The 24,031-nt window shown below is 34.6% G+C and carries 21 protein-coding genes and 1 riboswitch; of the genes, 10 read left to right on the top strand and 11 right to left on the bottom strand.

What is annotated here, in order from left to right:
- Positions 1-69 precede the first annotated feature (69 nt).
- Positions 70-3,402, bottom strand: coding sequence for a T9SS type A sorting domain-containing protein (locus tag V7P73_RS06935; RefSeq protein WP_333852202.1), 3,333 nt, complete (start codon positions 3,400-3,402; stop codon positions 70-72).
- Between the two features lie 108 nt (positions 3,403-3,510).
- Here V7P73_RS06935 and V7P73_RS06940 point away from each other — a divergent pair, with 108 nt between their 5' ends.
- Positions 3,511-4,563: an NAD(P)/FAD-dependent oxidoreductase gene (locus V7P73_RS06940; RefSeq protein ID WP_333852203.1), complete on the top strand. Its 1,053-nt coding sequence runs from the start codon at positions 3,511-3,513 to the stop codon at positions 4,561-4,563.
- A gap of 171 nt (positions 4,564-4,734) precedes the next feature.
- Positions 4,735-5,067 carry a 2Fe-2S iron-sulfur cluster-binding protein gene (locus V7P73_RS06945; RefSeq protein ID WP_333852204.1) on the top strand — a complete coding sequence of 111 codons (333 nt, stop codon included), beginning with the start codon at positions 4,735-4,737 and terminating at the stop codon, positions 5,065-5,067.
- A gap of 19 nt (positions 5,068-5,086) precedes the next feature.
- Here V7P73_RS06945 and V7P73_RS06950 read toward each other — a convergent pair whose 3' ends face one another.
- Both V7P73_RS06950 and V7P73_RS06955 read right to left on the bottom strand, forming a co-directional pair.
- Positions 5,087-5,536, bottom strand: coding sequence for a DUF3805 domain-containing protein (locus tag V7P73_RS06950; protein WP_333852205.1), 450 nt, complete (start codon positions 5,534-5,536; stop codon positions 5,087-5,089).
- Positions 5,536-6,972, bottom strand: a complete 1,437-nt coding sequence (locus V7P73_RS06955) for a M20/M25/M40 family metallo-hydrolase (RefSeq protein WP_333852206.1) — start codon at positions 6,970-6,972, stop codon at positions 5,536-5,538. Before V7P73_RS06955 ends, V7P73_RS06950 begins: the two co-directional genes overlap by 1 nt.
- A 146-nt stretch (positions 6,973-7,118) precedes the next feature.
- Between V7P73_RS06955 and V7P73_RS06960 the strand changes: the two genes are divergently transcribed.
- The 4 genes from V7P73_RS06960 to V7P73_RS06975 all read left to right on the top strand — a co-directional run bounded on the left by V7P73_RS06960 (position 7,119) and on the right by V7P73_RS06975 (position 10,065).
- Positions 7,119-7,664, top strand: a complete 546-nt coding sequence (locus V7P73_RS06960) for a lipocalin family protein (RefSeq protein ID WP_333852207.1) — start codon at positions 7,119-7,121, stop codon at positions 7,662-7,664.
- Positions 7,665-7,851: 187 nt separating this feature from the next.
- A complete protein-coding gene (locus V7P73_RS06965) occupies positions 7,852-8,766 on the top strand; it encodes a J domain-containing protein (protein ID WP_333852208.1) in 915 nt (304 codons plus the stop codon).
- 2 nt (positions 8,767-8,768) lie between these two features.
- Positions 8,769-9,074, top strand: a complete 306-nt coding sequence (locus tag V7P73_RS06970) for a chaperone modulator CbpM (protein ID WP_333852209.1) — start codon at positions 8,769-8,771, stop codon at positions 9,072-9,074.
- Positions 9,075-9,099: 25 nt separating this feature from the next.
- Complete coding sequence (locus V7P73_RS06975; protein WP_333852210.1) at positions 9,100-10,065, top strand: YpdA family putative bacillithiol disulfide reductase; 966 nt, start codon at positions 9,100-9,102, stop codon at positions 10,063-10,065.
- Here the strand turns inward: V7P73_RS06975 and V7P73_RS06980 are convergent, their stop codons facing one another.
- The gene (locus tag V7P73_RS06980) at positions 10,066-11,373 is read right to left on the bottom strand and encodes a voltage-gated chloride channel family protein (RefSeq protein ID WP_333852211.1); all 1,308 of its coding nucleotides are present in this window, start codon (positions 11,371-11,373) and stop codon (positions 10,066-10,068) included.
- 29 nt (positions 11,374-11,402) lie between these two features.
- A riboswitch (Fluoride riboswitch) is annotated at positions 11,403-11,476 on the bottom strand.
- Between the two features lie 86 nt (positions 11,477-11,562).
- Here V7P73_RS06980 and V7P73_RS06985 point away from each other — a divergent pair.
- Positions 11,563-12,600 (top strand): L,D-transpeptidase, encoded by a 1,038-nt coding sequence (locus tag V7P73_RS06985; protein ID WP_333852212.1) that lies wholly within the window; start codon positions 11,563-11,565, stop codon positions 12,598-12,600.
- 171 nt (positions 12,601-12,771) lie between these two features.
- On the opposite strand, the gene V7P73_RS06990 is transcribed toward V7P73_RS06985, so the two are convergent.
- The 7 genes from V7P73_RS06990 to V7P73_RS07020 all read right to left on the bottom strand — a co-directional run bounded on the left by V7P73_RS06990 (position 12,772) and on the right by V7P73_RS07020 (position 20,886).
- On the bottom strand, positions 12,772-14,073 hold the full coding sequence (locus V7P73_RS06990; protein ID WP_333852213.1) for an aldehyde dehydrogenase family protein: 1,302 nt from the start codon (positions 14,071-14,073) through the stop codon (positions 12,772-12,774).
- A gap of 287 nt (positions 14,074-14,360) precedes the next feature.
- Positions 14,361-14,954 carry a hypothetical protein gene (locus V7P73_RS06995; protein WP_333852214.1) on the bottom strand — a complete coding sequence of 198 codons (594 nt, stop codon included), beginning with the start codon at positions 14,952-14,954 and terminating at the stop codon, positions 14,361-14,363.
- A gap of 28 nt (positions 14,955-14,982) precedes the next feature.
- Positions 14,983-15,627: an HD domain-containing protein gene (locus V7P73_RS07000; RefSeq protein WP_333852215.1), complete on the bottom strand. Its 645-nt coding sequence runs from the start codon at positions 15,625-15,627 to the stop codon at positions 14,983-14,985.
- 83 nt (positions 15,628-15,710) lie between these two features.
- A complete protein-coding gene (locus tag V7P73_RS07005) occupies positions 15,711-16,577 on the bottom strand; it encodes an alpha/beta hydrolase family protein (protein ID WP_333852216.1) in 867 nt (288 codons plus the stop codon).
- An 80-nt stretch (positions 16,578-16,657) separates the two neighbouring features.
- Positions 16,658-17,548: a PfkB family carbohydrate kinase gene (locus V7P73_RS07010; RefSeq protein WP_333852217.1), complete on the bottom strand. Its 891-nt coding sequence runs from the start codon at positions 17,546-17,548 to the stop codon at positions 16,658-16,660.
- A gap of 75 nt (positions 17,549-17,623) precedes the next feature.
- Entirely contained in the window at positions 17,624-18,268 is a 645-nt protein-coding gene (locus V7P73_RS07015) for a DUF4241 domain-containing protein (RefSeq protein ID WP_333852218.1), read from the bottom strand.
- Positions 18,268-20,886: a valine--tRNA ligase gene (locus V7P73_RS07020; RefSeq protein ID WP_333852219.1), complete on the bottom strand. Its 2,619-nt coding sequence runs from the start codon at positions 20,884-20,886 to the stop codon at positions 18,268-18,270. Before V7P73_RS07020 ends, V7P73_RS07015 begins: the two co-directional genes overlap by 1 nt.
- 121 nt (positions 20,887-21,007) lie before the next feature.
- Here V7P73_RS07020 and V7P73_RS07025 point away from each other — a divergent pair, with 121 nt between their 5' ends.
- From V7P73_RS07025 to V7P73_RS07035, 3 genes are all read left to right on the top strand, one after another.
- On the top strand, positions 21,008-21,505 hold the full coding sequence (locus tag V7P73_RS07025) for a DUF1573 domain-containing protein (protein ID WP_442896960.1): 498 nt from the start codon (positions 21,008-21,010) through the stop codon (positions 21,503-21,505).
- A gap of 79 nt (positions 21,506-21,584) precedes the next feature.
- A complete protein-coding gene (locus tag V7P73_RS07030) occupies positions 21,585-22,463 on the top strand; it encodes a polyphosphate kinase 2 family protein (RefSeq protein WP_333852220.1) in 879 nt (292 codons plus the stop codon).
- Positions 22,464-22,530: 67 nt separating this feature from the next.
- Complete coding sequence (locus tag V7P73_RS07035) at positions 22,531-23,877, top strand: DNA recombination protein RmuC (RefSeq protein ID WP_333852221.1); 1,347 nt, start codon at positions 22,531-22,533, stop codon at positions 23,875-23,877.
- Positions 23,878-24,031 lie beyond the last annotated feature (154 nt).

Raw genomic sequence — 24,031 nt, forward strand, 5'->3', positions numbered from 1 at the left:
GAATTTTTAAAATTTTGAGCATAAAAAAAGCGATTCAATTGAATCGTTTTTTTTGTTTTATTAATTAATTTAATTTTTGATAAACTTAGAGTTTATAATACTTTGATCAGTATAAATCTTAATCAAATACATTCCTTTAATCAGTTCAGAAACATTAATATTTGTTTCTTTAGAATTTGATTTTAATAACTTTCCAGTTGTATCATAGATTTCTATTTTAGAAATTTTCTGTTCTGTTTGGATATTGAGAATATCAGAAGTTGGGTTTGGATAAATAACAGTGACAAATGTTTTTGATTCCTGAGTACCAAGCACTCTTGATTGGGTTACGACTACTGTTTTGGAAGCAACTCCTCCATCACTATTTAATAAAACATTAGCAGATCTGTCTACTCCAGAATTATTGGTTTCTGCAGTTAAAATAATTTTAGCATCACCATATCCAGAAATAGTATTGACGCTATTTTTTCCCTCTGCCACTTTTGAAAAAGATAATCCTAACCAAGTTTGATCGCTCGTTGCAATCCAATTAACATTATTAACTAAATCAAATTCAAAAGAATTGGCGTTTGCAGGATTATTGGAAATTGATGTATTGGATAATAATGAATAATTGCTTTGCGGTGTTAAATATTTTTGATCCAAAGTTCCGAAGGTAGCTACATATAAATTTGTTGCATTATTATTATTTATTTTATAATTGAGAAAATTGTTCTCATGACTGAAACCTGACAAATTGATTTTATCATTATCAATAACATCAACCAAGGAATATGCAAACATTCCTTTATCTACAGTTCTATAGTAAACTAATTCTCCGCTTGTATTTAATTTTATGAAAATTTTGTTTCCGTTTACAGAATCGAAAGAATATTCCGTACCACTAATATCAACTTTATCCTTTACAGAGTAATACATATAGATATTTTTATTGTCATCCAATGCTATATTGGTGTAGTTTCCAGCGTTACTATTGTTGGACTCCAAAACTTTCTGCCAGATTGCTGTACCATCTGTTTTTATTTTCGCAAGAAAAGGTGAATATGTTGACGATGGATATTTTTTTGGAATATTTACGAGGTTTAGACCTGTATAAGTAGGGTCATTTACATCGCCTAAGATATTTCCCATCATAATGAAATCCTGTCCGTCAAAAGCGACATCATTGGACCAAGCGTATTTATAATCCGAAGAATTAGCAAAGAAGTTTTTTCCAAAAACCGCGTTACCGATGTTATCAAATTTCAACATTAGCAAATCCGTGTGGGATTCATTGGTTGGCACAGTTATATTTCCGAAGGTATAGTCTAATCCAGAACTGTTTGATGGCTCGGTAAAAATATACAGATTACTTTGAGCATCTAAAATAGGTGTGATAGAATAATATGTGATATTATTTGGAAGAAATTTGCCATAAACAAGATTGCCTGTTGTGTCAAATTTTAAAATATGCATGGCGTTCGTCGTGCCGTTATAACTTTGACCATCTAAATATAGATTTCCTGTACTGCCAGTAACATAAATGTTGTTTGACGAATCTGTTATCAATGCTGTGTAATTGGTATTACCTATTTCTTTACCCCAAATATATTGTCCGTCTTTATTAAGTTTGATAAGTACTTTTCCATCCATAAAATTCTTTGTGAAACTAATTATAGCTCCAGTACCATCAATGAAATTTGAATTTTGGGAAGGCTTATCACAAAGAACATAGAAATTATCATCTTTATCTGTTGTTGCAAAATTTTGAGAAACATTCTCCAGATTACTTGTTCCAGAAGATTCAAATTTTGCAGTCCATTTCACAGTTCCATCCGCACCTAGCCTAGAGATGTATCTGGAAAAAACATTTTGTCCATTATCGAATTGACTATTGAAAAACTGACCTTTTCCCTCTGCCAAAGCTGTAAAGAAAATATCAGATTTTACCGAATTCAGATGCTTTTGAAATTGCTTGGAGAAGTTGCCTCCTATAGAATTGGTTTTTTCTTTAGTCCAAAAGATTGCATCATTTTCCGCATTATGCTGAGAAGTTTTAAAAACTCTAATATTACTATTTTCTGTTGTGGTATATCCGTTACCAGAAGCACTTATTTTAAAACCGTATTTTGTGAACTGTGCTCCGGATGAATATGCTCCCAAATTATTATATGATAATAGTGCGGAATAAGTTTGTGTACCCGATAAAGGTGTTAATGAGGTAGACGTTCCATTAGGGTTTGTATATTCTGTAATAGTTGAAGTCCTAGTCGTGATATAATTTATTTGTCTAAAACTGCCAGTATTTCCGTAAGGAATCAATTTTGAAGAACTTAGATCCGTTCTTATGTTATAAATCCCTTCTTGATTAATAGCACTTGAGGATCTGTAAAAAGAAACAGCACCAAGATTAAGATCAACTTTCGCTACGTAATTATAAAGTCGGTTAATATTATTATAACTGTCATTCGGATTATAAGTGAATGTGTATGAGCTGGTTTCGGTTATCAGATTTACAGCATTTCTAGTGTAAAATCCAGTTACCAACAAAGATCCATCACCTGATAAAGCAATATCACTAATGTCAGAATAACTTTGAAAAGAAATATTTTGCGATGTTCTAAGCGATGCGTTGAAATTTCCTTCTTTATCACCTTTCACAATGAAACCAACAAATCTTTCATCGATAAATTCATTTTGAAAATTGACGCCTTCTGTCATTGTAGCACCGGCAATATACAAATCCTGACCATTGACCGCTAAAGACTTTAATTCAACATTATCATAAATATTATTGTAGATCACTTCTCCATTGGCATTATTAAGCCTCAGCAAATGATTTCCGCCATAAATTAGAAAAGTATCAGTTCCACTAGTAATGCATTTTGATTTGGGTATAGTGTTATTATATGTACTATTTCCTTCTGGCAAATATGATATCCATTGCGCAGTACCTAACGCATCGATTTTCATCAAAAAAGAATCTGTTGCGGCAGAAGAAGTAATGGTTTTGTTACCTACTTTCACACTGCCTTGAAATTGAGCGAAAACATACACATTTTCATTCGCATCTACAAAAATGGTTTTAGGGCTAATCTTCCCCGCAACTCCTGCATTAAATGTTTTAAACCAAGAATTAGTTCCAATAGAAGCTGTGGACTTCAGAATAAAAAGATCATCTAAACCTACATTGGTAGCAGAAAGATTATCTAAACCAACTTCTGATGAGTTTATTGTGCCGACGTGATAAACAAAATTATCTGTACTTTCTATCAGGGAAAGCCTGCTTCCTTTTAGCGTATTAAGTTGAACAAATCTGGTATTTTCGGGCACAACTTGAGCAATTGCTGGAATTGAACAGATTGTTGAAATGGCAAAAAATACAGATTTAAAAATTTTAAGAGAATAAATTTTTTCTGGCATAAATTAATTTTTTACAAATATAATTCAAATCTCTAACCAATATCATACTTTAGAATCATTCTAAAGTCAGATTTAATGTTTAAATTTGCAATTCCAAAATTTATTTAAATGTTTGAAACAGATATCATTATAATAGGTGCGGGACCAACCGGACTTTTTACCGTTTTCGAAGCTGGATTATTAAAATTAAGATGTCATTTGATAGATGCTCTTCCACAACCGGGAGGACAATTGACAGAACTATATCCTAAAAAACCGATTTTTGACATTCCTGGATTTCCAAGTGTGGATGCAGGTGTTTTAGTGGATAATTTGATGGAGCAAATCAAACAATTCGAACCTCAATTTTCATTATCTCAAAAGGCTGTAAGTTATGAGAAAACTGAAGAAGGTGATTTCATAGTCACAACAAGTCGTGGTATAAAAGTAAAAGGTAAGGCTATTGCTATTGCCGGTGGTTTGGGAAGTTTCGACCCGAGAAAACCAGAGTTGGTAAACATCGATAAGTTTGAAGAAAAAGGTGTTGAATATTTCGTAAGAGAACCAGAAATGTTCCGTGACAAAAAAATTGTGATTGCCGGCGGTGGAGATTCTGCCTTGGATTGGTCAGTTTTCTTGGCAGATGTGGCTGCTGATGTCACTTTGATACATAGACGAAATGAGTTCCGTGGCGCTTTGGATTCTGTAGAAAAAGTAACGGAATTGAAACATCAAGGAAAAATCAACCTTATCACACCAGCAGAAGTTACAGGATTGATTGGTGAAGAAACTTTAACAGGAATCGAAATCGAGAAAGATGGAGAAAAATCAACAATCGAAACGGATTATTTGATTCCATTATTCGGACTAACTCCGAAATTGGGGCCTCTGGCAGAATGGGGATTGGAAATTGAAAAAAATGCAATAAAAGTCAATAATGCTTTGGATTATCAGACCAATATTGATGGCATCTACGCAATAGGCGACATCAATACCTATCCAGGAAAATTGAAATTAATTCTTTGCGGTTTCCACGAAGCAACAATGATGGTTCAAAGTGTTTATAATAGAATGAATCCAGGTAAAAAATTCGTTTTGAAATATACAACTGTAAGCGGTGTTGACGGTTTTGATGGAACTAGAAAAGAAGCTGAAAAAGCAGTCGTAAAATCTATTGACTAATTATAAGAGGTTAGATTTTAGAAATTAGAGATTAGACTTTTTTCTTTAATTCAACATAATATTAGGAGAGGATTTTCGAATCCTCCCTTTTTTGTGACAGATTTTTAGGCTATTAATCAAAATCTAACTTCTAAAATCTAATTTCTAAATTCTACTCACTATCTTTGCAAAATGTCAGACGTTAATATTACAATCATAGACAGAAACGGCGTTTCTCACACAATTCCCGCACCAACAGATATGGCGATGAGCTTGATGGAAATCGTTCGTGCTTACGAGTTAGCAGAAGAAGGAACCATCGGAATCTGCGGCGGAATGGCGATGTGCGCTTCTTGCCAATGTTATGTTTTGAGCGAGGATGTTCCACTTCCGGAAATGCTACCAGACGAAGAAGCAATGTTGGATGAAGCTTATAATGTGAAACCTAACAGCAGATTAGGATGCCAAATCCCTGTAACAATGGAACTGGAAGGTTTAGTTGTAGAACTTGCGCCAGAATCTTAAAATAAAAAGAGTAATCAAATTAATTACTCTTTATTGATTTAAGTATTGTTTCAACCTTTGCCAGTTCATTTTTAATTTCTTTTCTCCCTTTGATATTACCAATAGTAAATGAACAAATATAAAGTTTGTTATTTACCTTTAAATACCAATAATGTATTTCTTCATTCTTGATATTTTCAATATAATAAATACCTCGAATATTACCCCAATCAATATTTTCAACTTTTCTTTGAATCATAACATCTCTCAGGTTATTAATTTTAATATTAATTGGAGAAATCCTTAAGTTTCCACTCCATTTTGTCCTATCAAAAAAAGCATTTGTATTTTTTTCATCAGTTTCATATTCTGCCCAACTCTTAGGAAGATTTATAGAGTAATCATATTCTGAATTAAAAACTTTGTAATCTTTATAAAAATTACAACTAATAAAGATTAATAAAATAAAAAGACTAAAAAGATTCTTCATTAATCTAAAATGAATTTCTTAGTAACAATTTTTCCCGATTTAGTTTTGAAAACCGCTAAATAAAATCCATTATTAATTTTACTCAAATCGATTTTTCCAAAAGAAAGAAGATTTTTAGATTCCAACAATTGTCTTCCACTTGTATCAACAATCACAACAGATTCTATAGTTTCTTTTCCTAACTGATAATTCAGAAATTTGTCTTTTACAAAAATATTAACCGAATTATCAGCAACATCGGAAACAGCTAAAACAGAACCTTTTGCGGTTTCTATAATAAACTCCAAACCAAGTTTTGCAAATTTCGCAGCGTGTGTCGCACTGTTCCCCATATTGGAAAGCTTATCATTAGCAGAATGAATATTGGGATTGTACTGTGTAAAAGAAGCTTCGAAAGGAAAAGCTGCATCATAGCCATTATCAGCCCAGCTAAAATGGTCTGAACAGCCATAGTTACAAATCGTATTCCCGTAAGTGAAAGCGTGAGCTCCGGTTTTGTTGTAATGCTCCATCAATTCAATTAGAAACAGATTAAGGTCATTACTATTATAAGAATCTGTCGTTAAATAAATATCTCTTGTAGAACCTTTATAATTCGTCATATCAAATTGAACAAAAGAAACAACATTCTTATTGTTACTAGCATAATCCTGCGCAATTTCAGACGAACCAACCAAGCCAATTTCTTCTGCTGCAAACGCCATAAATTCAACCGTTTTGGAAGGTTTATAATTGACATCCAAAAGAATACGAATCATTTCGGTAATGGTTGCAATTCCGGAAGCGTCATCATCTGCTCCTGGCGCATTGGCTGAACCAGTCAAAGTAATCGTATCCATATGTGCTCCAACTATGATAAAATCATTAGGTGCGGTTACTCCAGTGATTGTAAAAACCAAAGAAGGCATAGGCGTTCCAACGTGATTTACAACTCTTACGGAAACATCTGTTCTTCCGGAAGATGCAATCAAACCTTCCCATTTCGTTTTCAAATCTTGAACCGCAGTTTGAGCTTTGGCAGTCGTATGATGACGCGTTCCATAATTTTCCAAAACCTGAATATGAGCTTTGATATTATCCGCGCTAACTTTTGCAATCGCAGAATTCACAGCTGCATCTTGGTCAATCGTAAATGCTAAAATTTTATTGGATTTTTTGGCTTTGTTGATTGCAGATAACGCTTCTTCTTTGGAAGATTTGTAAACATAACCTGGACCGTGTGTGATGACATTATGATGAAGAAATTCTGCAGCTTTTTTAGTCAGAAAGACAGCAGAGTGATTGCCAGTTGCACCAACTATTTCAATATCCTGCGGGAATTTTTCTTTTAATTCTTTTGCATTTTCTGAGTCTGTTGTAACATAGAATTTATCCGATTGAGCAAACGCCTGATTGAACAAAACCAGAGAAAATATAGAAAGTAATTTTAGTTTCATTGATTATTAATTATTTAACTTTTATTTCTGTAAAAATAATCAAATTCCTTAAAGAATTATTGAATTGATTATCATTTTGAATTAACTTAAATTTTAAACTGATTTTTGATGGAATCATTTTTGAATAATGAGTGAAAAATAAAGAAATGAAAAATTCATTCATAAAAATTGCAGTTCCAATTTCGGTTGGGATTTTAGGATTAATTTTATTCAAATCCTGCTCTTCAGTGGGAATTCCGGAGAAAGCTAACGCAATACAGAATTTTGATTCTGAGAAATATCTTGGAAAATGGTATGAGATTGCAAGATTCGATTATCGTTTTGAGAAAAATATAAATCAGGTTACCGCAACTTATTCCAAAAATGCAGATGGAACCATCAAAGTTGAAAACAAAGGTTACGATTACGTTAAGAACGAATGGAAGCAAAGTACAGGTGAAGCCAAATTCGTCAATTCTGAAAATGAAGCAAGATTAAAAGTTTCTTTTTTCAAACCTTTTTGGGCAGGTTACAATGTGGTTGATTTGGATGATGATTACAAATACGCTTTGGTTGCAGGAAAAAACCTGGATTATCTTTGGATTCTGTCTCGCGAAAAAACGATTCCAGATAATATCAAAAATAGATTTTTGGAAAAAGCAAAAGCTATCGGTTATGACACATCACAATTGATTTGGGTGGAACAGAAGTAGGTTTGGGTTGCTGTTGTAATGCAGACCAAAGCCTACCGAGCGTCAACAAAAAGGTACAGCAGAAAACAGTGTAAAGATGATCGCAACCTGAAATCTAATTCACCTAAAAAATCTTCGAATCACTTTTATTTTGTTCTAATAATTGTTAACTTAGGAAAGTAAATTTTGATAAAAACCAACTGATAAAATGGCATTTATAGACTATTATAAAATTCTTGGACTTGAAAAAAATGCGACTGCCGAAGATATCAAAAAAGCGTACAGAAAGCTGGCGCGGAAATATCATCCTGACATGAATCCGAACGATAAAGAGGCAGAAAAGAAATTCAAGGAAATTAATGAAGCTAACGAAGTCCTAAGCAATGCTGAAAACCGCACTAAGTATGACAAATATGGTGAACATTGGAAACATGGTGAAGAATATGAACGTGCACAGCAACAGCAGAGAAAGCATCAGCAGTACTCCGGAAATTCTGGCAGTGGATTTTCGGGAGCAGATTACGATGGAAGTGAAGATTTTTCGGATTTTTTCCAATCCATGTTTGGCGGAAACGGAAATTTCGGAAGAAATGCCAGAGGCAGTGCCAGCGGAAAATTCAAAGGTCAGGATATTTCGGCAGAGCTGAATCTAGATCTGAGAGATGCCTATAAAACGCATCAGCAGACTTTCGAAATTAATGGTAAAAAGATTAGAATTACGATTCCAGCTGGCGTTTACGACGGGCAACAGATCAAGCTCAAAGGTCACGGAAATCCGGGAATGAATGGCGGTCCAAACGGTGATCTTTACATTACATTCAACATTAACGAAGACAAAGATTTTAAGCGCGAAGGTGACGATCTCAGGGCTTCTGTTGATATTGATCTTTACACCGCCGTTTTAGGTGGGGATGTAAATATCCAGACACTTGACGGCGCCGTGAAACTTAAAGTAAAACCGGGAACGCAGAACGGAACTACAGTGCGGTTAAAAGGCAAAGGATTTCCAATTTATAAAAAAGAAAATGAATTTGGTGATCTTTATGTGACTTATAACGTAAAAATCCCGACTCACCTCACAGAAAAACAAAAAGAACTGTTTCAGCAACTCAAAAATTCTTAGCTATGAACGAAAGAATCTCCGTAGAAGAAATCATCCGGTTATATAAAATACATTATACGTTTCTGGATCAACTGATCGATTCGGAATTGCTGCATCCGCAAACTGAAAACAGCATCCGCTACATTGTTTACGAAGAACTGCCGCATCTCGAACGCTTCGCAAACTGGCATTATGATCTAGACGTCAATCTACCTGGCATAGAAATTATCCATAAACTTCTGAATCAGATGGAAGAGTTAAGAAATGAAAACAGACGCCTGCTTCAGAATGTTTCAAAATACGAAGATTGGGAAGATGCCGATCTGTAGATAATTTTTTTTGTAAATTTGTCATATGGAATTATTTGATGTTCTTATTGTTGGTGGTGGTCCAATTGGTTTAGCGAGTGCTTTGGAAGCGAAGAAAAATAACCTGAAATATATCGTTATAGAAAAAGGAACTGTTACAAACAGCATATACAACTATCCCTTATATATGACTTTTTTTTCAACGGCCGACCGATTGGAAATTGACGAAATCCCCTTTATAACAACCAAACCGAAACCTGGCAGACAAGATGCGCTTGAATATTATCAAGGAATCGCACGAGCTAAAGAAATCAACATCCGACCTTATGAAAAGGTAATCAACATTCAAAAATCTACTTTTTTTCAAGTAGAAACCAGTAAACAGATTTACTTTGCAAAAAATGTGATTATTGCGACAGGTTTTTATGACATCCCGAATTTGATGGACATTCCGGGAGAAGATTTACCAAAAGTTAAGCATTATTACACAGAACCTTATCCTTATGCTTTTCAGAATGTTGTGATAATAGGTTCCAGCAATTCTTCTGTAGATGCAGCTTTGGAAATTTATAGAAAAGGAGGGAATGTAACGATGATTATCCGCAACCAAGAGATTTCTAAAAGTGTAAAATATTGGGTAAAACCAGACATCGAAAACAGAATTAAAGAAGGAAGCATCAAAGCTTTTTTTGAGGCTGAACTTTTGGAAGTAAAACCACATTCTGTAATTTTCAAAACCAGCAAAGGAGAAATCAAAGAAATTGAAAATGATTTTGTTCTTGCAATGACTGGTTATCTACCCGACTTTGAATTTCTGAAAAATATCGGAATCAATTTGAAAGGTGATTGTCTTAATCCTCACTATGACAAAGAAACTATGGAAAGTAATGTGGAAGGAATTTATCTCGCTGGCGTAGTTTGTGGTGGTAAAGACACACATCTTTGGTTCATAGAGAATTCCAGAATTCACGCAAAACAAATCATTCAGGATATTGTTTCGAAGAATAAATAATTATAGTTCATTAAACCTTTTCCCAGAATTATTTTGAAAACGGTGGTGCTTTGCCTCGCCAATCATTTGTCGGTTGTAAATGGTTGTCATCCCAGAAAACAAGTAAGAAACTACGCAAGCAATTGCCACATACACGCCACATTCGGCACCGAATAATTCTATCGCCATCACACTGCAAGCCAAAGGCGTATTAGTTGCGCCAGCGAAAACTGCTACAAATCCCATCCCTGCCAAAAGTGCGGTTGGAAGCGGAATGAAATAACTTAAAGCATTTCCTAAAGTTGCTCCAATAAAGAATAACGGCGTAACCTCACCACCTTTGAATCCAGATGCTAAAGTCACGATTGTGAAAATCATTTTCAATGCAAAATCATAAGGCATCAATTGCTCTTGAAAAGAATCCTGAATCGTCGGAATTCCTAAGCCAATGAATTTGGTTGTTCCTAAAAGCCAAACGCTTGCAACGACAATAATTCCTCCGACAAAAGGTCTCAGTGGCGGATATTTGATTTTTGAGTTGAAAAAAGCGCCAACTTTATGAATAGTTTTACTGAATAAAGCGGCGCAAATCCCGAAAATGATTCCGGCAATCAAAGCATAAAAAATATTTTGAAAAGATAATTCTGGAACTAAGTTGATTTGATAATGAGTATGATTTGTATTCCATAGTTTTGTCACCAAATCCGCAATAATCGCCGCCATAAAAGCCGGAAAAATAGCATTGTATTTTAAACGACCAATTAAAAAAACTTCCAATCCGAAAATTGCTCCAGCCAAAGGCGTCCCAAAAACAGAACCAAATCCAGCTGCTATTGCAGAAATAATTAAAATTTTCCTTTCTTCAGAAGTCAATCGCAACAAATTGGTAAATTGATCCGCAATAGAACCCGCCATTTGGATGGCCGTACCTTCTCGTCCCGCAGAACCTCCAAACAAATGTGTAATCATCGTTCCCAGATAAACCAAAGGTGCCATTTTGAAAGGAATAATTTCTTTCGGATTGTGAATGGTATCAATCAAAAGATTATTCCCACCTTCAACACCTTTACCCATTTTTTGATACATCAATCCAACAAAAAGTCCGGCTAAAGGCAGCAAAGCAATTATCCAAATATGGGTTTCACGAAAATTGGTTACCCAATCTAATGTTTGCAGAAAAAATGCAGAAGCACTTCCTACCAACGCTCCGATTAGCAAACTTATCAGTAGCCATTTGCTGATATAAGGGAGAGATGGATATTGTCTAAAGAAAACTTTTAGAGTAATTAAAATTTTTCTACTGATTGATTTTTGTTGATTTTTTGACATACTTTTCCTGATATTAAAGATGAATCTTATTTTAATCAGGCGTCATCAGACTCGATGGTAACGAGACGGTTGGGCAAGGAAGAACACCATTTCCTTTTGTGTCACAAATTTATAAATTATTTTCCAAATCACAATTTGTTTAATTTAATTGGTATTCTTTTTGTAATTTATTACTAGACAATTAGAACTATGAACAGAACAACAATTTCCAAATTATTTCCTTTATTTATCGTTATTTCTTTAAGCTTGATTCAATGTAAAAAGGATGAAGCTATTTCTTCTCCTGACTTAAAAAGCACAACTGCTTCAGATATTCTGACTTCTGATGAAAAGAAAGAGGATAGTATTAAAAAAGAAGAAGAAAAACCAAAAGTTCCCGATGTTGTCATTCCAAGAAAAGATTTTGGCTTTTTCCCTTGGGTTTACAAAAACACAGATTCTGTGTCTCAGAAGAACAAAAAAGAATTTACAGGAAAAGCACTTTACACAATTTTGGCGCTCAATCGACTAGACAGAGCCAATATTGGCGCAGCCGACACTTTGGTTGTTCCTGCAAAGATAGAAGAAGATTTTCTTAGATACTCTCCATTTCCTGGTCACGTTACGACTTTGGAAAATGTTAAAAAATTCGTTTTCTTCTCCTATCCTATTCAAGCATTCGGTGTTTACGAATATGGGAACCTCATCAAATGGGGACCAACAAGCATGGGCAAAAAGGCCACTAAAACCAAAACAGGTTTGATGTTCGCCAACTGGAAAAAAGAAGTTGCCATCTCAACAGTTAGTGACGAGTGGAAACTTCGTTGGAATGTGAACGTTGCCAATTTTGACGGTATCGGCTGGCACCAATATGCAATGCCTGGCTATCCTGCATCACACTCTTGCCTACGTATGCTGGAAGAGGATGCTAAATGGATGTACACTTGGGTAGATACTTGGATTCTGAATAAAGGCGGAGCTACCACAAGAGCAAAAGGAACACCACTGATTGTCTATGGCGATTATCCTTGGGGACAACGCAGACCTTGGAAAAAACTTTTGGATTCTCCGGAAGCTAATAATATTTCTGAAGATGAAATGAACCAAATCATACAGCCACAATTGGCAGAAATCATCAAGGAACAAGACAATCGTGATGCGGTTATTCAGCAAGTGCAGCAAGAGAAAAAAGCAAAAGCAGATTCATTAGCTTCAGCTAAAACATTAGTTTCGAACAATGTGAATTAGGAGCTTAATCCCGCTATCCGCTATATCTTTTTCTTTTTTGGCAAAAAAGAAAAAGGATGCCGCTACTATCGGGGCTATGGGATTCAACAAAAAAAAAAGATTTGTCAATAAATAGAAAACCGTTCAAAATTAATTTGAACGGTTTTTATTTTTATCAGTCAAGTCCACATTTTAAATATTCCCAACCACAGTTTTTACTTGAGTAAACTCTTTGACGGCGTGCAAAGACAACTCTACGCCATAACCGGAAGATTTTGCGCCACCAAAAGGCAATCTTGTATCAGAACTGGTCGCTTTATTAATCGAAACTGTTCCAGATTCCAGATTTTCAATGAAAAACTGAGCACGTTTTTTATCCTTTGTCCAAAGCGAATTCCCCAATCCAAACGGAATATCATTCGCCAATTTTAAGATTTCCTCATCATTCTTTCCAATCATCAGAATTGCTAAAGGTCCAAATAATTCTTCCTGCAAAATTGGGTTTCCTTCTTTGACAGAGATAATTCCCGGGCGAAATTCACTTTCCGAAATTCGTTCCAAAGCCAAAATCACTTCTGCTCCATTTTTCAAAGCTTTTTTATATTGATTTTCCAATTCATCCGCCAAATCTGGTCTTGCCATTTTGCTCAACTTAGTTTCCATTTTAAAAGGGTCGGCTGGCTGAAACGAGTTATATTCTTCTATAAACAAAGGGAGAAAATCCTTTTCTATTTTTTCGTGAATGATGAATCTTTTTGCTGCATTACAGATTTGACCTGTGTTAGACAATTTTGCTAACGGTCCATCTTTGGCTGCTTTTTCAAAATCAGAATCTTCCAAAACGATAAAAGCATCGCTTCCACCTAATTCCAAAATTGATTTCTTGATATTTTTTCCAGCCATAGAAGCCACTTCACTTCCTGCTTTTTCACTTCCTGTGAGACTCACACCTCTCACCAAAGGATTTTCCAAAATCTCTTTGATTTCGTTATGACCTATTCTCAGATTCTGAAAAATATATTTAGGAAAACCAGCTTCCGCAAAAGCTGATTCGATTTCATCACCACTTCCGAAGCAGATAGATGCGTGTTTCAAAACGATTACATTTCCTGCAAGAATCGCTGGAACTGCGAATCTCAAAACTTGCCAGAAAGGAAAATTCCAAGGCATTACGCCAAGTATAACACCTAACGCTTCATAATGAACTTCACTGACATTGAATTCGGTTTTGATTTCTTCAGGTTTTAGGACATTTTCTGCTTGAGCATAAAATTTTATCATTCCTGCACTTTTTTCGATTTCTGCTGTGGATTGTGAAATCGGTTTATGCATTTCTGTCGTGATGATTTTAGCGTACTTTTCTTTATTCTTTTCCAAAACCTCTGCGAGCTTTAGAAGTAATTTTTGGCGGTCTTGGAACGGAACTTTTTTCCAATCCGAGAATGTTTGGTGTGCAGAATCTATATGTTTTGATAAATCCATTTCTACTTTCATTTAATTAATTAGGGTTGCAGTAATTGTACCAATTTTTGCGTTGCTAAATGTACAAAGTTGATTAGAATCTCAAACTCTATTTTCATATTTTATTTAAATTTTGTTATTAATTTTTATGAATAATGTAATTTGATTTTAGGAGTGTTTCTAAAACATAGAATTGCACGCGTCCCGACTTGAGCGGAAATCCTTTTTACGCAACGCAGTGGAGTGAAAAGATTGGGAGCGGAGGGCGGATAAAGGCGCCCAAACCTAACAAAGAGGTTCGACGTAGTCAAATTATTATTTTAATGTTTCTTGCTACTTCTGAAAAGCAGAACGGAGTTGAGAAAAATCAACAACAAATCCAACGTCACCCAAATGCTGAGCTTGATATTGTCGTACTTCAACTCTTCTATTTTCTCTGTGGCAATGGCGGAAAGTTTGAGACTGTGATTGATGTAATTTCTGACTTCTATGATTTGGTCTTCATTTTTATTCGGAACTGCGACTTGTGAAAAGTAAACCAATTTGTTTTTCCCGATGTATCCAACCACCCAAAACTCATTGGATTTCTGCATATTAAGATATTCTATCCTGAAATATTCTGGACGAATCTGACCAACGTGTTTGGAATTAAATTTTTGAACACCCTCTCCATCGTTAATCCTAATCACATAAAAGTCAACAGGTTGCGGCAAATAATTAATTACTTGAATAGCCAAAGAATTTTCTAAAAACTGGGAAACACTTTTCTCTACAAACCAAAATGTGAAATAAGCCGCAGCAGAAATTGTAATAATAGTTCTGACAGCCGTGTTCCATAAAGTCCATTTTCCTCCTTTGGCAGAAGAAAGAAACAGCGCAATGATCAGAAAAATGAGGATTAAAATGATTATCATTAAAACAAAGATAGCGGTTTATCCTTAATTAGAAAGTGACATTCCATTCTTTATAAAACTCATCAAGAAACTGAAGCATAAATTGATGTCTATGCTTAGCGATTTCTTTGGCAGTTTTTGTATTGAGCAAATCTTTCAAAAGCAACAATTTTTCATAGAAATGATTGATTGTAGTTCCATTGGATTTCTTATATTCTTCTTTGGTTTGATTAAGTTTTGGTTCTATATCAGGATGATACATCAGATTATTTTTGTAACCACCGAAATTGAAAGTTCGTGCAATTCCAATCGCTCCAATCGCATCTAATCTATCTGCATCTTGTACGATTTTGAGTTCTAAAGGCAAATTTTCGGGAGCATCATTTCGGTTTTTGAACGACATATTCTCGATAATGAAAAGAACTTTTTCAATCGTTTCCGAATCTACTTTTTGCTCGGTTAAAAATTCATTGACAATCTTTGACGCAATCGTCTCATCTCCGTTGTGGAATTTTGGGTCAGCGATGTCGTGTAAAAGTGCTGCTAATTCTATGATTAATTTATCTCCACCTTCTTTTTCTTGTATTTTCAAGCTTAGTCTCCAAACACGTTCTATATGAAACCAATCGTGACCAGATTCTGTTCCTTCTAATTTTTCTTTTACAAGTTCTATTGTTTTGTTAATCAATTCCATATTTTTTGACGCAAAGAGCACAAAGTTTTATTTATAATTATTGCGATTATTTTATGATCGCAAAGATCTTCCTACAAAAGTTATCAATCAACTTCTGACTCTTGACATCCATCTTCAAGCCTATCAAAAATAATATTCCAGAGTTTTTTGTTATAGCTTCTGAAAAAATTAATATGTCCAATTTCTCCTTTTTCCGATTCCGAAGTTTTGATGATTCTGTAAGTTGGCTTCAGATTGTGGTAAGTATTTTCTAATAAAGATTTTACGCCCTTTTCCGTGAGCCAAACATCATCTTCAGCGCGAATAACAAATACTTTCTGTGTCAAATTTCGGGAAAAATCATCGATTTTTTCTAATAATTTGTTGGTAGATTTTTTATTTAAAATCAAAGTTCGCCAATCAAAAGCACTTCCTAGTGGTAAACTTTCTCCCAAGCCAAACCAATTAGCTGGAAAATAACCTAATAATCGTGTTGATAAAGGTTGCGCAATTCCGAAGCCCAGATAAGCTTCTAATTTTGTTTTGAATTTCAAATTTCCAACAAAAGCATTCTGAGTTCCTACAAATACAAACTCTTCAAATATCTTCGAATCTTCATTCATTCCTAAAATCAACGCTCCAACCGAATGTCCGAGACAGAATTTTTGATAATCTGGAAAATTGGTTTTAATATAATTAGTAACGGCATTGTAATCTTTACTTCCCCAAATTCTCATCGAAGCTTCAAAACCTTTCATTTTATCAGGTTTCGACTGTCCAATTCCTCTGTAATCATAAGTAATTACTGTAAATCCTTGCTCCGAAAAAAATTGAGCAAAAGAAAAATAAATTTGTTGCTTAACTCCTGTTGCAGAATTAATCAACAATAATTTTCCATTGGAATTATTGGGTTCAAAAAGATGTGCAGATAAACTGTAATCATCCTCAGTTAAAATATTAATACTTTGCATCAAAAATGATTTAAGAGAATCACTTTATAAATGTAGAAAATTCAATCCGTTGAAAATTATTTTTCGATATGCTGAAAATATTAATTTTGAAAGTCGTCCAAATATGGCAAACCTTTCTGAGAACCTCTGTAATCAGCAGCTTTTAAGGCTACTTGATTTCCAAAAACCACACAATCTTCTACTGTATTTCCGTGAAGTAAAGCAATTGAAAAACCTGATGTAAAAGCATCGCCCAATCCCATACTGTGAGCTTCTGTCTGAGGATTATTTCGGAAATATTTCATCTCAGAACCATCGAAGAAACTTGTGCTGTTGGCACCATCTCTCACAAATAATTTGTTTGGCAAATGTTTGATGATGTCTTCGTGATTGCCTTTTCCAAAAATGGTCTCCAAATCTGTACTTTTAGCCACAATAAAAGAAGCGTAATCTATAATATCATCAGAAAGTCTGCTCGCCGGAGCTGCATAAATCCCGATTTTTTTGCCAAGACTTTTCGCTTTTTTAAATAGATATTCTACCGTTTTTGATGGGATTTCCAGTTGAGTTAGAATCAAATCAGCTGTCAGTAAAAATTTTTCTGCTTCATCTATATCCGATGGGGAAAGGTTGTAATTGGCTGCCGGAACAACTGTGATAGCATTTCCTTCGTCTGAAGCATTCACATAAGCTGTACCAGTTTCTTCATCCTCATCTTCAAAAACATACGCTACGTTCACATCTTCATCATTCAGATTTCTCAAAACTTGTTGTCCGTAAGGATCCATCCCAATCCTGCTAACCAAAGAAGTATGGGCACCCAAACGTGACGTTGCAATTGCTTGATTGGCACCTTTTCCGCCAAGAAAACTTCTCAGATTCTGAGCCAGAACCGTATTATTTGCCGTAGGAATTTTAGAAGTTTTCAGAACAATATCTATGGAAGAGCTTCCAACAACTACTATTTGAGGTTTTGTATTTCTAAGTTTCATTTGCTAACATTGATTGTTTTCAAAAATCTGATGAGAGTGTATAGTCACCATTTCATCGGAAGCTAATGTAATCAATTAATCGTTTCCGATTTCTATAAATTCAGAAATTAATTTAACTGGTTGATTATCTTTAGAATAACCAATATACGTTGCATAAAATCCTTCACCATAACCCGTTTCAAATGCGACAATATTTTCCGGTTTATTATCATAAGGTTTCAAAACCGCAAACTGATCTATAGCACCTTTTTCATCAAAAAAATGAGAGTGGAAAAATTCTTCATAAATTCCCATAAAATCAGCTCCTTTTTTGTGGAAAAGATCTTGCTCCAAAGCATTCAGAGAAACTTGAGCTTCCTTATCCATAAAAGTTCCCATTCCAGACTCTACAAGATAACCGTAGATTTCTTCGTCTTTCAGATCATTAATATTTTGATTATCACAAAGGGCCAAAGACCAATTTTCAGCCAATTGCTTTTTATCAAATACAATTTCTGCGTAAGCAATACAATTGGATTCTCTTTCTTTATGAACCAAAACCTGAAAATCTCCTTTAGGAAATTCTTGATTAAAAGCCGAATGATCGGGCGAAATCAAAGCATCACTTGCGACAATTTTTCCTGATGATATATGAATCTTCCCGACTTCGTAGGTTTCCAACAATGGATTTTCTACGAAGTCGCGGGAGAATAATTTTTTAATGTTTTCTATGTGAGTCATTACAAACTTTTCAGTTTTTCTTCTAGAAGCGCAATTTTATCCTGCGCATCTTTTTGCTTTTTACGCTCGATTTCTACAACTTCTGGTTTTGCGTTCGCAACAAATTTTTCATTCGACAGTTTCTTATCAACAGAGATCAAGAAACCTTTCAGATATTTGATTTCTTCTTCGGTTTTTTCTTTTTCTTCGCCCAGGTCAAGATTTTCGCTTAATGGAATTGAAAATTCATTCGCTCCAACTAAAAATGTAAAACTTGGTTTATCCGTTTTTTGATTGAAATTAATTTCTGAAATATTAGCCAATTTCTGAATAACCTCAGCATTTGCTAATTCCGAAACGTTCGTGAAAACTTCAACAGTTTCTCTTGGCGAAATTCCTTTGGATTGACGATAATTTCTAACGCCAGAAATTACTTCCTTAGCAAAATCAAAATCCTTAATTTTATCTTCATTATAAGGTTCTGATTTTTTCTGTTGAGCAATTACCAAAGCTTCGGAAATACTTCTTTCAGATATATTTTGCCAAAGTTCTTCTGACAAGAAAGGCATAAATGGATGCAACAATTTCATCAATTCTTCAAAATAAGCAATCGTTTTTTGATAAACCTCTTCACTGATTGCTTCCCCGAAATTTGGTTTGATTGCTTCCAAATACCAAGCACAGAAATCGTCCCAAATCAGTTTATAAACCAAATGCAATGCATCGGAAATCCTGAATTTTGAGAACTGATCTTCAATTTCGCCAATTGTTTTGTTCAATTGTTCTCCAAACCAATTAATCGTCTGTGTATCAAACTCTTTAGCTTTGATATTTTCGTCACGTTTCAAACCTTGAATCAATTTGTAGGCATTCCAGATTTTAGTGGCGAAATTTCTTCCCTGCAACATCAAATCTTCATCAAACAAAAGATCATTTCCTGCTGCAGAACTCAACAAACTTCCTACACGAACGCCATCTGCTCCATATTTTTCAATCAAATCGATTGGATCTGGTGAATTTCCTAGTTGCTTAGACATTTTTCTTCTTTGCTTATCTCTCACGATTCCAGTGAAATAAACATTTTTGAACGGAACGTCTTTTCTATATTCCAATCCAGCCATAATCATTCTGGCAACCCAAAAGAAAATAATATCCGGACCTGTTACCAAATCTGAAGTTGGATAATAATAATTGATGTCTTTATTTTCTGGATCTAAAATACCTTCAAAAACCGAAAGCGGCCACAACCAAGATGAGAACCAAGTGTCTAATGCATCCTCGTCTTGCTTCAAGTCAGAAGCCTGAAGTTGGAAGTTGGAAGTTTTTTCTTGGGCTAATTTTACAGCGTCGTCAATATTTTCAGCTACAACAAAATCGTTTTCGCCAGTTCCATAATAGAACGCTGGAATCTGTTGTCCCCACCAAAGCTGACGAGAAATGTTCCAATCGTGAACATTTTCCATCCAATGGCGATAAGTATTTTTGAATTTCTCAGGATGGAATTTGATTGTATCATCCATCACAACATCCAAAGCAGGTTTGGACATTTCGGACATTTTCAAAAACCATTGAACAGAGATTTTCGGTTCAATAACAGCACCTGTTCTCTCAGAAGTTCCAACTTTATTCACATAATCTTCGGCTTTTAGCAGAAGATCATTTTTTTCTAGTTCTTTGGCTATTTCTTTTCTTACCGTGAATCTCCCCATTCCTTGGTAATGCATTCCGTGTTCGTTCAGAACAGCATCATTATCCATAGAATCTATGATTGGCAGATTATGTCTTTGTCCGATTTCGTAATCATTGATATCGTGAGCTGGAGTAATTTTCAGCGCTCCAGTTCCGAATTCGATATCAACATAATCATCCTCGATAATTGGAATTACACGATTTACAATCGGAACAATTACGTTTTTACCTTTCAAATGCTGGTATCTTTCGTCATTTGGATTAACACAAACTGCAACATCGCCAAAAATAGTTTCGGGACGAGTGGTTGCAACAGTTAAGAAATCTTCTGTGCCTTCGATTTTATATTTGAGATAAAATAATTTTCCATTTTGCTCTTTGAAAATTACCTCTTCGTCAGAAATATTCGTTTGAGCTTCTGGATCCCAGTTGACAACTTTGTAACCACGATAAATTAATCCTTTGTTATAAAGATCAACAAAAACCTTGATTACAGATTTGGACAAATTATCTTCCAAAGTAAATCTGGTTCTGTCCCAATCGCAAGAACAACCTAATTTTTTCAGTTGCTCAAGAATAGTTCCTCCGTATTTATCAGTCCATTCCCAAGCGTGCTTTAGAAATTCTTCTCTCGTAATATCTTTCTTATTGATTCCTTCAGCTTTCAGCTTCGCTACAACTTTTGCTTCTGTTGCAATAGATGCGTGATCTGTTCCCGGAACCCAACAAGCATTGAAACCCTGCATTCTTGCTCTTCTGACCAATACATCCTGAATTGTGTTGTTCAACATATGCCCCATATGAAGAATCCCAGTCACGTTTGGTGGTGGAATTACAATCGTATAAGGAGGTCTGTCATCTGGCTCCGAGTGGAAAAATTTATTTTCTAACCAGAAGTCATACCATTTTTGTTCAGTTTCCTGTGGATTGTATTTGTCAGCAATCTGCATTTTAAAAATTTTTTAAGCTTGTAATTTGCAAAAATAAGACAATGTGAAAAAATTAACAGCACATATTCAAATTATTTATAACTTTGTTATTCAAAAATTTAATTATTTAAAACAAAAAAATATGAAAAAGATTCTTGCAGGATTATTTATGACAGGAGCTATCGCTTTTGTATCTGCTCAAACAATCTCATTTGATAAAACAACTTTTGACTACGGAAATGTAAAAGCTGGATCAGATGGTCACAGATTCTTTACCGTAAAAAACACAGGAGATAAACCATTAATTATTAGTGAAGTTAAGCCTTCTTGCGGATGTACAACGCCAGAATGGAGCAAAGATCCGATCTTGCCTGGTAAATCTTCTCAAATCAAAGTTGGATACAACACAGGAATCAAAGGTTCTTTCAACAAATTGATTGAAGTTTATTCTAATGACCCTGCAAACAACAGATCTGTTCTTTACATCAAAGGAAATGTAGAAGATTTGCAAGGTGTAAACCAAGAAGCTAAATTAGTTGCTGCTCCTAGTACTGTAACAGCTACGGCAAAAGCTCAGCCTGCACCAGCAAGAAATAATGCGAAAAAAGTAGCAAAAAAAGCAGCAACTGCTGCGCAATAATAAAAATTTTCAAATTTTATAAAACCGTCTCGTTTTTTAACGAGGCGTTTTTTTTTATCTTTACAATAAATCAATTTTTATGGATTACAATTTTTCAGACGACTTTTTGATTAAAGAAAATTCAAAATTCGAGATCAAAAAACATAATACCAGTTATAAAGGAAAAATCAATAAAGATGAAGCGAAACAACTTCTCGAAATTGAAAAAAATAAACTCAGATTATTACAGGAAAAACTATACGCAGACGGAAGTCAATCTTTATTAATTGTTCTACAAGCAATGGATGCAGCAGGAAAAGACAGTTTGATAGAACACGTTTTCGGGGGCGTGAATCCACAAGGTTGTGAGGTAACAAGCTTCAAAGGTCCGAGCACAAAAGAATATTCTCATGATTTTATATGGCGACATTATTTAGCGCTTCCAGCTAAGGGAAAAATCGGAATTTTCAACCGTTCGCATTACGAAAGTGTTTTGGTCTGTAAAGTTCATCCAGAGTATAATCTCAGCGAAAAAGTATGGACAGATGTAAAACAATTTGACAAAAAATTCTGGGAAAACCGATATGAAAGTATCCGGAATTTTGAAAAGCATCTGGCTAACAACGGAACCAAAATTGTCAAAATTTTCCTGAATGTTTCTAAAGAAGAACAAAAGCAACGTTTTCTAGACAGAATCAATGAGGATGATAAAAACTGGAAATTCTCTTCTGCTGACATTACGGAACGTGGCTTTTGGGAAGACTACCAAAAAGCTTATGAGCAAGCTATCCATGAAACCTCAACAGATTCTGCGCCTTGGTTCGTAATTCCCGCTGACCAAAAGTGGTTTTCCAGAGTTGCTGCCATTCAAATTATCATTGATGCAATGGAAGAAATGAATTTGAAATTCCCGGAACTTTCTGAAAAAGATAAAAACGAATTAGTTGAATCAAAAGCCAAATTAGCAAACGAAAAGTAAATTACGGAAAAGCTCAATTTTATGAACGAAAGTTATTTTAAAATTGTGAGAAATAACGAAGATTAAAATGGAGATTATTTATGTATTTGTTGGAGGAATCATCGGGGGAATTATTGTTTTTCTTTTGATGAAATCTTTGTTTGTCAGTAAAAAAACGGTTGAAACTCTGAATGAAAAATTAATCCGTTCACAAGAAAATGAGAATCATTACCAACAAAAAATTGAGGAAGTAAAACTTTCAAATTCTAATTTAACAAATGAAATTTCCATTATTCAAAGAAGTAAAGAGGAATTACTTTTCACGAATGCTGAACTGAATGCTCATTATAAAAATCTGCAAGACCAACTTGAAAATCAAAAAGATGAATTTTTAAAACTTCAGGAAACGACTCGTTTGCAATTTGAGAAAACGGCGAATCAAATTTTGGAAGAGAAGTCTAAGAAATTCACGCAGCTTAATCAAAATCAACTCAAAACTATTCTGGAACCTTTTCAGGAAAAAATCAATGAGTTGAAAAATACGGTGAATGAAACTTACGATAAAGAAGCGAAAGAACGTTTCTCTCTTGGTGAAAAAGTAAGAGAACTGAAAGACCTCAATCAACAAATTTCTGAAGATGCCAAACAATTGACAAGAGCTTTGAAAGGCGAAAGCAAAACACAGGGAAACTGGGGCGAAATGATCTTGGAAAGTATTTTGGAAAAATCTGGTTTGAGAAAAAATCAGGAATATTTTCTGGAACACGAACTGCGAGATGAAAACAACAAAGCCATTTTCTCTGAATTTTCTGGTAAAAAAATGCGTCCAGATGCTGTTGTAAAATATCCAGACAACAGAAATGTGATTATTGACAGTAAAGTTTCTTTGACGGCTTTTGTTGAAATGACGGATGAAACTAATTCAGAATTATTCACTCAAAAACAGAATCTTCATCTTCAATCGGTGAAAAATCACATTAATCAACTGAGTCAGAAAGCTTATGATGATTTTGATAAAAGTTTGGATTTTGTGATGATGTTTATCCCAAGTGAAGCTGCTTATATTGCTGCTTTACAAGCAGACCCGAATCTTTGGAATTTTGCGTATGATAAACGAATCTTATTATTAAGTCCAACTAATTTGATTACTTCTCTCAAGTTAGTTCAAGACCTTTGGAAACGGGAACATCAGAATCGGAATGCAATGGAAATTGCGGATAGAGGCGCCAAATTGTATGATAAATTTGTTGGATTTGTGGAGAATCTGGAAAGAGTTGGAAAAAATATTGACCAAGCAAAAAATTCTTACAATGATGCTTTTAAACAATTGAGTTCTGGTAATGACAATCTGATTATCCAGACTCAAAAGTTGAAAAATCTTGGCATTAAGAACAAAAAAAATCTTCCTCAGAGTTTGGGCGAGGAAGATTTGTAATTATTTTTTAACGCAAAGTCCGCAAAGATTTTTTTACAATTATTGAAAACATTTTAAAGTTCGCAAAGGCGTAAAAGACATCAAAGAAATAGAGAAAATTTTCGTTAGAATAATTGCACAATATTGTCATTCCGTAGGAATCCAAACTATTGGA

It is taken from the genome of Epilithonimonas sp. (genome assembly GCF_036780765.1).
Lineage (GTDB): Bacteria > Bacteroidota > Bacteroidia > Flavobacteriales > Weeksellaceae > Epilithonimonas.